This is a genomic window from Lactobacillus agrestimuris (genome assembly GCF_943193025.1).
GTDB classification, from domain to species: Bacteria; Bacillota; Bacilli; order Lactobacillales; family Lactobacillaceae; genus Lactobacillus; species Lactobacillus agrestimuris.
On the sequence record NZ_CALPCQ010000019.1, the window covers coordinates 1 to 12,318 of the forward strand.

General features: G+C 33.8%; 7 protein-coding genes. 2 read left to right on the plus strand and 5 right to left on the minus strand.

The features are described from left to right. Positions 1 to 97: 97 nt before the first annotated feature. Both NFR82_RS06635 and NFR82_RS06640 read right to left on the minus strand, forming a co-directional pair. Positions 98 to 715, minus strand: coding sequence for a L,D-transpeptidase (locus NFR82_RS06635; protein ID WP_251717505.1), 618 nt, complete (start codon positions 713 to 715; stop codon positions 98 to 100). Positions 716 to 892: 177 nt separating this feature from the next. Continuing rightward, positions 893 to 5,890 (minus strand): S8 family serine peptidase, encoded by a 4,998-nt coding sequence (locus NFR82_RS06640; RefSeq protein ID WP_251717506.1) that lies wholly within the window; start codon positions 5,888 to 5,890, stop codon positions 893 to 895. A gap of 198 nt (positions 5,891 to 6,088) precedes the next feature. Between NFR82_RS06640 and NFR82_RS06645 the strand changes: the two genes are divergently transcribed. Further along, entirely contained in the window at positions 6,089 to 6,850 is a 762-nt protein-coding gene (locus NFR82_RS06645; RefSeq protein WP_251717507.1) for a DUF6612 family protein, read from the plus strand. 67 nt (positions 6,851 to 6,917) lie between these two features. On the opposite strand, the gene NFR82_RS06650 is transcribed toward NFR82_RS06645, so the two are convergent. Continuing rightward, positions 6,918 to 7,721 (minus strand): DUF4931 domain-containing protein, encoded by an 804-nt coding sequence (locus tag NFR82_RS06650; RefSeq protein ID WP_251717508.1) that lies wholly within the window; start codon positions 7,719 to 7,721, stop codon positions 6,918 to 6,920. Positions 7,722 to 7,886: 165 nt separating this feature from the next. On the opposite strand from NFR82_RS06650, the gene NFR82_RS06655 reads away from it, so the two are divergent. Then, entirely contained in the window at positions 7,887 to 9,188 is a 1,302-nt protein-coding gene (locus NFR82_RS06655; RefSeq protein ID WP_251717509.1) for an extracellular solute-binding protein, read from the plus strand. Positions 9,189 to 9,501: 313 nt separating this feature from the next. Here the strand turns inward: NFR82_RS06655 and NFR82_RS06660 are convergent, their stop codons facing one another. Both NFR82_RS06660 and NFR82_RS06665 read right to left on the minus strand, forming a co-directional pair. Next, positions 9,502 to 10,812: an APC family permease gene (locus NFR82_RS06660; protein ID WP_251717510.1), complete on the minus strand. Its 1,311-nt coding sequence runs from the start codon at positions 10,810 to 10,812 to the stop codon at positions 9,502 to 9,504. A 104-nt stretch (positions 10,813 to 10,916) separates the two neighbouring features. After that, positions 10,917 to 12,311 (minus strand): flavocytochrome c, encoded by a 1,395-nt coding sequence (locus NFR82_RS06665; RefSeq protein WP_251717511.1) that lies wholly within the window; start codon positions 12,309 to 12,311, stop codon positions 10,917 to 10,919. Positions 12,312 to 12,318 lie beyond the last annotated feature (7 nt).

The window sequence follows — 12,318 nt, forward strand, 5'->3', positions numbered from 1 at the left end:
TCAGCTCGCATAATAGCGAACTGATTAAGCTAATTAATTTATATATTTTAACTGTCTACTTGACTAGGTACGGATCACACAAACCTACGTGTTTTTTCTATTTATTATAAATGATTACCTTTGTGCCATACGGAACATGATCATGGAGCCACTTTGCATCTTTAATTGATAAACGAACACATCCATGACTAGCTGGCATTTTACCTAATTTCTTAGCCTCAGAAACTATGAATTGATTTGACCACATGTGAGTAGGAACTGAGTGGAATAAGTAAAGTTGACCAATCCAGCCTACTGGATATAATGCTTCTGAAAAACGGTATGGATGATAACTATTAGTGTGGTATGTACCCCTTGGAGTTAAACTCTTACCGTTAACTATTCTTCCAGCAGAAGCATACATAGTGTATAAGACTTTTTTGCCTGAACGGACATAGACTCTATTTCCTAAAATTGATACTCGTAAATTTAAATTTTTCACTTTACGTAAATTAGGATATGCTTTTTTCTCGCTTGAGTATTTCCAGTAATTTCCACTCACTTTACGCATATCTGCTGGATCAGCATACGGTTGGTACTTGGTTTTCTTTAATTTTGTAGCATTTTGAACTTTATTAGTATTATTTGCTGCATTTACAGTTTCATTTGTATTAAAAATAGAAATAGTTGAACCTATTGCTAATGTAGCAATTAATAACTTGAACTTATTCTTCATCTAATCTTCCTCGCCTTTAAATAATTTAGCTGGCTGATTAATTTTAACATCATTTCATCAATTTTGTATTTTACAAATTCAACTTTATCTTTTCAGCAAAATAAGATAAGTTATTGCTCTTAAAAGGATCAAATAGGTCTGTAAAATTAAAACTCTTTTCCTAATGCGACAAATTGGTTATTTGATTTTCAAATCATAAGATCTAATAAATTTACCATTACTAAATTGATAATAAATTTGTCCTTTTTTAGAAATAAACTTACCAGTTAGTAAGACTTGTTTTCCTTTTTTAATTTGTCCTACAACTTTGAGTTTTTCATTATAAACTTTAGCATTACGCAATACTTTCTTCCACTCTAAGGTATTTGATACACGAACAAACTTGTTCTTTCCTATTTGATAGAATTTCTTACCTTTAATTACAACTACTTTTCTATTGCCAAGAACCTGAAGTTGTTTACCCTTCTTGTAAACAATGGCTTTACCATGCTTCTTGATTTTAGTACCAAATTGGTTATAAACAAAAGCATTATGAGTTAAAATGATTGTCTTGATATGAGTATTTTCATTAACTTCTGTACTGTTTATATTATTCTTTTTATCAGTTGAAGTAGTTACTGATCCGCTATTATTGGCTAAACCAGAATTTTCTGTTGATTCAACTGAGAATGTTGGTAAGCTAGATTGATCCTTATCATTATTAGCTTTCGAAGTATTTACCTCGTTAGCTGATTTATTTGATTTGAAATCTGATAATCCTTGATTTTCTTTTGATTCTTGTTTTTGATCGTTACTATCAGGATTAGTAGCGGACTTATTCTCATCCTTAGAATTTTGTTCTTGGTTATCGGTTTTTGTAGATTCCTTTTGATCTCCAGGATTATTCTCTGAAAGATTTACTTCCTTATTACTATCATCAGAGGCTTTAGTTGATGGATCAACATAATGAGGATCAAAGTGAACGATTAACCTCTTTTCAACCTTATTTCCAACAGCATCAACAACTTGAACTGTAAATACATGAGTTGTCTTTTGGCCATTTTCATCATCTAATTGTTCATTTAAATTGAAATCATATTTACCATAAGTATTTGGTGTCCTTTGATTTGGATCATCATATAATCCTGGAATAAAGTTGTAACCTGCATTACCAAATTGAGTGAAAATGTTATCTCCATTTACTGTAACGGCATAACTATCAAGATTATCATTTGCAGTACCTGAGATCTTAAAGTTTGGATCTGCAGTAGTGATTTCAATTGAATTGTTAGAATCTGGAACTTGATCTAAATGAAGAGTTGGTAAGACGGTATCCAAAATTAGAGTTAGAGCTCCGCGAGTTACCTTTCCATCATTAGTCATGTATTTGTATGCCACTGATCTAGTAGCTGTTGGATTAATCTTAAAGGTTACTTTAAAATGACCATTATTACTGATATCAGCTTGGTTTTCAGGAGCATCTTCATATGGACTATCTGCAAGGAAAGTTAAGCTGATTACTTTATCATCAACGTTACCTGTTAAAGTAAATTCATGAGTTTCTAGATTATAGTAACCATTTTCTACAGCTTCCGCTCCCACAGTTGCAGTATTATTATCACTTAAATAATCAAACTTGATATTCGGACTAGCATCTGTAGGTGCTGAATATGGAGGATAATAACCTGGCCCAAAGTCTTTTGAATCTGCAGCTTCATCTGTCATTTCAACACCTAATTGATCTCGAGAACTATAAACTTTAGATTTAGCATCTTTGTCAAAGTAAACACCGATATAGTTTTCATCCTTGATTGCTTTTGAATCAGTTACTTGTCTATCATTAAACGTTGGACCATCAATTTCTGTCCATCCCTGAAGCAAGGCTCTAGCAAAAATTCCACTTTTATCATCTTTATTGATACTAGTTTTAACATGGAATGTTGCTACACCGTCTTTTACTTCGCCAGTGTAAATCTCACCAGTAAAGTAATCTTTAGCAAATGCCTTTACATTATCACCTTTTGTAACTGCCGCTTGGACGACGATATCGTCTGGATTATTTCCAAAGATTGAGTATATAGCTGGGCCAAAATGCTTTTCTTCTCCATCGACATGTTGCCATGCAAATTTGGCCTTTGGAGTAAAGTTCTTGAATGTTTTTACTACATTCTTACCTGCATCATCTGTAGAAAATACTAATGTTTGTTCCCCTTCGGTATCAACAGGGAGAACAAATTGTCCATTAGCATCTACTTGAACCAATTTTCCATTTACAAAGAAATCAGCAGTTGCACTTCCTTTAAGATCAAATGTGTCATTTTCTGTATGATAATCTTGAGACTTCTTGTTAAATGGTAGACCATTTGTAGCATTCCAAATTGAAACCCCTGGTTTATTTGTCGAACCGGCAACTTCAATAGTTTTTACTACAGTATTATCTGCAACATCACTTAAAGCAAGAGTTACTAAATTATTTGAACCAGATAAGGCCTTTAGTTGTTCTTCAGTTAACTCTAAATCAAAATGTCCTTTTGTCTTTGCAGCATTATCAAAGGCAGAGTTTTTATCATTTAATTTAAAGCCAAAAACTTGATCATTAATTGTTACAGTAGCGTATGAATAATCCGTAAATCCCGCACCCTTATCTGAGTATTTTCCAGTTAGTGTATGATTACTTCCATTATATTCAACATCTGTTAAAACTGGTGCAGTTGTATCAATGATTACTGGTGTGTCATTGGTTTGAACCTTCTTCTCACCATCATTATATAAAGTTGCTACAAATCTGTAAGTATAGTTTCCATCAGGAGCAGCGATCATTTTGCCGGTTTTAGAATCATATAATTTACCATCCCAACCAAATGAGTCGGTATTTGTTGCACCATATCCAAGATCGACGGTCGCATTATCACCATCTGAATGATATGACTTTTCAACTCCATGAGAATCAGTTAATACTCTAATAACTTTGCCATTACCATCAAGGATTTCAACTTTAAGGTCCTGAATATTTTGTTTAAGGTATGCATATGGCTTGATCAGGTCACTCTTATTATCACCATTTGGTGAAAAAGCAACTTTACCACTTTCATATAACTTTGCAACTTCTTGCCAGTTATAGTTACCATCAATATTGATTAACTCTTTAAGTGAGTCTTCATCCGCAATTCCTCTAGGATAATTATCTTCATTAACAAAACGATTACCTTGAATATCAACCTTTGGATCATTGGCGTTTTGATCAAAAACATCTTCATTTGTCATATCGCCATAAAATGATAAATATGGAACTACTAATGTTGATTGGTCTTTTGAATTGGTAAACTTTAAGAATCCTTCAACTAATTGATTTTGCTTTAAATTAGTAAGATTCAAAGTATATGTAACCTGTTTCGTTTCATTAGGCTTTAATGTTATAGCAGCATCACCGTTTACTCTTGCTCCAGCAAGTTGAACATCATGGAAGATTCCAGTATCTTTATCTCTAAATTCAGTAAATCCACCACCAAAATCATCAAAATTGTAACTTAATTCATGATCACTTAAATTATGGAAAGTTAAAACAAAGTCAGTTGAATCTCCAACTTTTCTTAAGCTAAGTACACCTGTTCCATCTGAAGTAGTTACATATGCTTGAGAAGCTGTAGCGGCTCCTACGTTAATTTGACCTGCCCCTTGTCTACGTGGTGAAACAAGAGTTGTATATCCATTTTGAACTTGTGGTTGAGCAGTATTTGTTAATAATGCCTTTACAGCCTCTACCAATGCAGCTCCCTTTAATTCAGGATTAGTTTTTTGTAATCTTTGTTTAACTAAGGCAGCAGCTCCCGCAACAAATGGACTAGCCATTGAAGTACCACTCATAGTTGTGTAAGTATTATTGTTGGCCGTTGAAATCACTTTTGAACCGGGTGCCGAAACATCAGGTTTTAATGTATAGTCAGGCAATGGACCCCAAGATGAAAAATCGGCCATATCGCTATTTTCACCTAAACCGGAAGTCTCAGCTGCGACAGTGATTGCTCCCCTGGCGGCACCCGGGTTAGCAATAGTACTTGAAGAGAATGGTTGATAGTTACCTGCATTTCCTCCTGGGGAGTAATTATCTAAATCAGTAATTTGATCAGGATTATCAACTGAAGCCGCATTACCATTATTTGATGCTGAAATTGCTACTACAACACCATGATCGACAGCATATTGAACAGCTCTTTGTTCTTGGTTATTTAAATCGGCAATTGAAACACCACCACCAAGAGACATATTGATTACATCTGCTCCAAGATTTACTGCATCATAAATTTCTTGTGCTATATCAAGGGATGTTGCATTATCACCAAACACTTTGAAATGAAGCAATTGAGCTTCTGGTGCTACACCAATCACATATTCTTTGTCACCATCAGAATGACCATTGGCTGCAATAATACCAGACACATGCTGACCATGTGGTTCATCATCTGGAGCTTCCATATGTCCATTCTGATTATCTACTGCATTGTATACATATGGAAACTTTTCATCTACATATCTACCATGTCCTAATTTCTTAATTAATTCCTTAACTTGATCTGCAGTTAATTTGGGATCTTTTGGCATATTCAAGAAATCTTTATGATATACATCAACACCAGAATCAATTACTGCAACTACTGTATGTTCACCCTTATATCCTTGATCCCAAGCTGATTGAACATTTGCTTTAATATGGTCTTGATTATTTGCTGGAAGTTCAACACCATTAGCATCTTTTTGACCTGCTTGATCGGCAGTTTGATTATCCGCCTTTACCTCAGATGCATTAGTGTTTGATTGAGATTCCTTCAAGTCCTGATTATTTGTTGAATTGTTTACCTCTTGAAAATTACTTGTTTTTTGAGTATCTAACTCAGGTTGACCCACATCTTTATCGGCTTTTCTTTCAACCGCTTGTAAAATTTGATTATTATTTTGATTATTTTCTTGTACAACAGGATCATTAGAACCTTTATCTTGCCCATCCTGTTGTGCAGCCTTTACATTTTGAGTTGAAAATAAAAGAACAGAACTGGAGGCCAAAGCAATGACAGCTGCACCAGTCCATTTCTTACGTAGCTTACTTAATAAACCAATATTATTATTTCCCACTCTATCTAGAGTCTGCCCACTTTTGTAGACAAACTTAAACTGATCATTGTCATGATTAGCCTTATTCATAAAATTTCCTCCGCTCTATTTGTTAATCAAAAATTAAATAAATTTAACAAAAATTAAATTTCGTTAAATCATATCACCGTATTTTTTAAGTTTCAACACATTTTTTAAAAATATTTAATAGATTTTCAAAAAAATAAATTGGTCTATGATAAAATAAATTTCATGACATAACAGATTTTTGATTACGGAGGTTATAAGATGAAAATCAAAAAAGTTTTGATGGGAATGGTAGCAGGTGCCTCATTGTTAGTTGGTGCTTCAACTATTTCAAGCAATAATGTTGTTAAGGCTGAAAGTGTAGAAACTATTTACAATCGTGCCAACAAAACCAAAATGCATAGTTACCATATCAAGCAAGAGATGACTATGTCAGCTAAAGGTAAGAAGAGACATATTAAACAAAATATGTTCTTTAATGTTAAGACCAGCGTGGCTAAGGCTACTAATACTGATGGTAAGACAACTGTTCATATGTGGATGAACAATAAATATGAATATGTCAAAGTAAAAAATCATTGGTATAAAATGAAATTACCAGTGAATTTAAAACAAACAATGAAACAAGCTAAGAGTTTGAGCAAGTCTATGAAAGGCTCATTCTTAGGTTTAAACGATAATTTAATTAAGAATGCTACTCTTTCTACTTCAGGTAATAATTACGTTTTGAGTATTGCAAATAACTCAGTTACAAATAATCAAATGATTAACGTAATTACCAATGTCACAAAAGATTTAGGTTTTGATTCAGATCTCTTAGAAAACACAAAAATTACTAATCTAACTTTTACTGAAATTGTTAATAAGAAAACTAAGAACTTAAAGAAAATCAACACAACAGTAAGTTACAACATTGGTAACATGATCAATACAAAGACTACTCAAAGTATAGATGGAATTAACAAGTATAATAATTTAAAGGTTCCTAAGAGCATTGTTAAACATGCTAAGTTAATTAAATAAACCAAGCGAAAAAAGAAGCAATCTTGTTCAGTTTTGACAAGATTGCTTCTTTTTTATGTTCAATTTTCTAAAATACGATACCACCATTAACGAAGCCCTTTAATCGCTCCGCCTCCCACTTCAATGTATCTGAATCATCAACTTGTGAGATTTTGTAACCAACAAAATATGGTGAAGCGTAAAAACGTGGAATTATCTTACAACATGTTCCTTCCCCATCATTAATTGGATAAAAGAATAGATTATATGAATCCACACCATGTGATAAGACTGAGCGGACATATTGTGCGCCTTTTTGAATTAAATCGGCCCAAGTATTTAGATTTTTATTGTCATGAGTAAGTATATTTACTTCCTGGTATCCTTGAACTGGACGTGACGATAAATTCATTTCAACTGAACCAGATCTCCCTACTTCAAATCCTTTGAAATTATCTGCTCCAATATCGTGATAACCATCTTTATTGTATAAACCAACAATCTGCATATGTGGGTGGGTTAATGACCCATCTGACTTTGGTCCAAAGTTTTTATACCAGAGAACACTCTTATATTTGCCCGAATTATTCATTTCTTGGAAGCATTTCAAACCAAACTTCATTAATTCTTGATTATCTTCGCGTGTATAAGTTGAAATATCCCCTTGATGGTCACTAGATTCGATCAAGATAGTTTGATCCGTATCCTTTAAGGTTGGATATTTATTTTTTAACCAAATCTTGTCTCCATCCTTTTCAAAAACGTTAACTAAATGTTGGACATCACAGAAAGGACAACCTGCACTTTGGTTTCCTTGACGATTGCCAAAATCATAATCATACGGCTTACGTTTTCCAATTGCATATTCATAGACCAAAGGATTTTTATCCATTATTTTCTCACCTGTTCATAATTAAGTAATAATTCCATTATTTATATTAGATTTACCAATTTTCTTTGTCAATCACGAATATTATAATATTTAAATTTTTAATAGTACGCATATTGTGATAAACTTGTTTTGTAATTAATCTAATTTATTGAAAAAGGGAGTATTATGAAATTCTACAAAAAATTAGCTGTTACAAGTGCAATCGCCTTGGCCATATTAGGCTTAAGTGCTTGCTCAAATACAAATTCTAAATCTTCTTCGGACCAGAAGATTCCAACTAAGATTGATAAGAAGACCACTGTTACCTTCTGGTATTCATTAACTGGTAATGCTCAAAACAGTCTTCAAAAGTTAACTAAAGATTTCGAAAAGGAAAATCCGAATATTACTATTAAACTTCAAAGTCAGGGTGGAAATTATTCTGATTTACAATCTAAATTAGTAACTGGGATTCAATCCCCAAAGGATCTTCCAACAATTACACAAGCATATCCAGGTTGGCTATACAATGCCGCTAAAAATAATATGCTAGTTAATTTAACCCCATACGTTGAAAATAAAGAAATCGGTTGGGGTTCATACGCCAAAAGTGATATTAAAAAAGCACTTTGGGATGGTGCTAACATTGATGGAAAGCAATATGGTGTTCCATTTAATAAATCAGTCGAAATTCTATTCTACAATAAAACCTTGCTTGATAAATATGGTGTAAAGGTTCCGACTAATATGAGCGAATTAGCTTCTGCTTCTGCAAAAATTTACCGTGAAAGTGGTCATAAAGTTCGCGGTACGGGCTTTGATGCATTAAATAATTACTACATGATGCAAATGAAAGAAGTTTATGGTAAAGACTTCAACAAGAATTTAGATTTTGATTCAAAAGATTCGGTTAAAGCAATTAATTACTATGCTGACGGTGTAAAAGCCGGATACTTCATGCAAGCCGGTACTGAAAAATACATGTCTACCCCATTCAACAGTGGTAGAGTTGCGATGTTCATTGGTTCAACAGCGAACGAAGCCTACCTTAAGCAAGGTTTGAAAAAAGGCTATACATATGGTGTGGCCGCTCGTCCAAGTTCAATGAACGTTCAACAAGGTACAGATATTTATATGTTTAATAAAGCAACTGCTATGCAAAAGTCTGCTGCCTTCAAATATCTTAAGTTTTTAACTTCAAAATCTTCACAACTATACTGGGCACAAAAGACTGGTTATATGCCAGTTAATACTGCAGCAATCAATGATCATCTATATCAAGATGCAAAAGATAGTAAGGTCCCAGCTATTATTGCCAAGACTTCTAAGAACTTGTATTTCTTGCCTATTACCAAAAATTCAATTTCAGCTTATGACCAAGTCAATGCTAATATGCAAACTATTTTAGCTAAGGCCAACAAGAAGCAATCATGGACAAATGATATTAAAGTTGGACAAGACAAGTTATCTTCGGCTTGGAATCAATAAAAATATTTTTAGCAAAAAAACAGCATTCTGTATCAATTTTCTACAGAATGCTGTTTTTTACTAAAAAGAAAGAAGATAAACGAAAAGCAGATTGCTTAACCTTTATCTTCATAAAAATATGTACTTCTTCACCAATACATATAAGCCTAACTGATCAGTAAATGGGTCATCACTCCCATTACCTTTAACGATCAGTCCCATCATCTTTTCCACCTCAATGTAGTATTTAAACGCCCTACATCAGGGCATATCTATTATAATGTAATTTAATCTTAAAATAAAGTACCCATCATTATAATATTTAAGTTTTATTTTAAACAATCCAACTTGAATTTTCTTTATTACGCTTCCGCCAAATATACTCGATTACAAAGCTAATCACAATTAAGAAAATGACAGAAACCCAGGTTAGTACTTCACCATTTATAATTGTTTGAATGAACAATAAAGCAAATAATGCTAAGTTTAAAATTGTAGCGACAATCAAAATCCATTTCTTAGCTCTGGTTTGTTTAGCTAAGCGGACATGTCCTAAATCAACCATCGCATAAACTAATAAAAATGACAAACTTGCCATTTCACCTACTGATGATAATGGAAAAATCACTACGAATGCACAAACTAAAATGAAAGTGAAAAATAAGCCCCATGTTCCACCAATATGAGTCATTGCACTAAATTTATGTGGAATTTCATCAATATTTGAAATTCTTATGGCCAAGTTTTCATCCCCAAACATTGTTGAGTTAACTGCAGATGCAGTCGCAACTAAAGCGGCCAAACCGATAAAAATCATTCCTAATTTACCAAAAACAGCCTGACCTGCAGCAGCCAAAGCATGACCCTCATTTGCAACAGCACCATCAACACCAACAGTCATAATTACAACAATACTTGCCAAAATATAAATTGCCATAACAATACCAAGTGAAAAGTATAATGCTTCAGGTAACTGCTTCTTTGGATTTTTCATATTACCAGCCGCATTTGTTACAACTCCGAATCCTTCATAAGTGACATACAAAAGTCCAGCGGCTGATAAAATACCGATTATTCCTTCACCCCTAGTCGAAGTTGTTAAAGTTGGAACATGTAATTTGGTTAAACCAAAACCAATGAACAAAATTAAAATAATTAGTTCAAACGCAATTATTGTTGTTTGGGCTCGTGCAACTTGTTTTGAACCCATGATATTAATAAAAACAACTACAACGATTATTGCAATACTAATTGCCTTACCTATCCAACCAGTATCCTTTAGCCCGAATAATTGACAAGCATATTCCGCAAATCCAGTCGCATAAAGAGCCATCGCGATAATCCAGCCAAGATATTGAAACACATTCAACCCACCGGCAAGAAGGCCATCACCAAATTCTTTTACTAAAAATTGTGCTGCTCCACCTCTACTTGGGAATACCATTCCTAATTTTGAATATGAATAAACAGAAAATGCAGCAACGATTCCTCCAATTAGAAAAGAAACTGGTAGCCAAACTCCTGACGTTTTAGCAGCAAGACCTAATAAAGTATATAATCCTGCTCCCATCATTCCACCGACACCAATTGAAGTAGCCCCCACTACTCCAATCGTGCCTGACTTTTTATTCGATTGATCTTTCATAATTCTTACCTCACCAAAACTTATTTATAAATGAAAAAGCCTCTATAATAGCTTTCAATAGCTTATTATAAAGGCTTTTTGTTATATATTCACGAATTAAGCCATTATTTATTACGAATAAATTCCGTCATCTTAATACCAGCTTGGCGACCAAAAATTACTGTTTCAGCAATTGAATTACCACCAATTCTGTTATTGCCGTGTAATCCTCCGGAGACTTCACCAGCAGCATATAATCCAGAGATCACATTACCGTTGGTATCTAAAACCTCGGTGTTTGGATTAATGTGAATACCACCCATTGTATAGTGGATAGCAGGATGAACATGAATTGCAAAGAATGGTCCTTCAGTAATCCCGCGATCCATTCCAGTAGTACGGCCGAATTCTGAATCATGATCAGCTTCGACTTCTTTATTCCAAGTAGAAACAGTATCAACTAAGTTAGCAGCATTGACTCCAATTTTTTCAGCTAAATCCTTTAAGCTGTCCCCGTGTTCTACCAAACCAACTGAATCATAAAAATCAACTGCTTTGACATGATTTCGAATACCTTGATCAAAAATTAAGTATGCTCCATCTTCATGTAAGTTGGTAATCGCATTTGAAACAATCTTTCTAGTATTTAACTCATTAACGAATCGCTTACCAGCTTTGTTTACTAAGATTGCACCTTCACCGCGCACAGCTTCACCAATCAAGAATACTCTTGAATTGTCAGTTTGAGCAGTTGGATGAACTTGGATCAAGTTCATTTGAACTAATTGTCCATTAACTGATTCAGCTAATTTCAGACCATCACCTGTTGCACCTGCTTGGTTAGTTGTCTTGTAATCTGCAAGATCTGGACGATATTTTGCAATAATATCTTTAGCAGCACCATATCCACCAGTTGCTAAAAGAACAGCTTTAGCGTTAACCTGCTTAACTCCATCATTTGTTTCAACTTCTACACCGGTAACCTTTTTATCTGAGTTTTGGATAAGTTTAGTTACACGAGAGTTATTGAATACTGGAATATCTTCCTTATCTGCTACTTTTAATAGATTTGTTTCAAGAAAAGCTCCAATTGGTGCAAAGTTTGCAGGACGGTGACAACGTTTACGACTCATTCCACCAGTAATTGTTAAGTCATTAACTACAATATCATGATCCTTTAACCATGAAATAGCCGCTGCCGAGTGATCTACAAAGAATCTAAGCATTGAAGGATCATTCATAAGTCCTCCACCCTTCATTGTTTCTTTGTAGAAATCTTCATTATGATCAATTATGCCGTGTTGATATTGAACATTAGATTCTGAAGCATTCATTCCTGATGAAGCTTTATTTGTATTACCACCTAATGCTTCATTCTTTTCAAGAACAACTACATTTAATCCAAGTTCATGTGCTTGAATAGCAGCACTAATTCCTGTACCTCCAGAACCAATAATTACAGCATCATATTCTGGTTTTAATTCAGCTGCGTCCTTGGTTTGAAAGATAAATTTTGCCATATTAATC

Coding starts and splice junctions, on each gene's coding strand:
- NFR82_RS06635 (WP_251717505.1), bottom strand. CDS start 715: ATGAAGAATAAGTTCAAGTTATTAATTGCTACATTAGCAATAGGTTCA.
- NFR82_RS06640 (WP_251717506.1), bottom strand. CDS start 5,890: ATGAATAAGGCTAATCATGACAATGATCAGTTTAAGTTTGTCTACAAA.
- NFR82_RS06645 (WP_251717507.1), top strand. CDS start 6,089: ATGAAAATCAAAAAAGTTTTGATGGGAATGGTAGCAGGTGCCTCATTG.
- NFR82_RS06650 (WP_251717508.1), bottom strand. CDS start 7,721: ATGGATAAAAATCCTTTGGTCTATGAATATGCAATTGGAAAACGTAAG.
- NFR82_RS06655 (WP_251717509.1), top strand. CDS start 7,887: ATGAAATTCTACAAAAAATTAGCTGTTACAAGTGCAATCGCCTTGGCC.
- NFR82_RS06660 (WP_251717510.1), bottom strand. CDS start 10,812: ATGAAAGATCAATCGAATAAAAAGTCAGGCACGATTGGAGTAGTGGGG.
- NFR82_RS06665 (WP_251717511.1), bottom strand. CDS start 12,311: ATGGCAAAATTTATCTTTCAAACCAAGGACGCAGCTGAATTAAAACCA.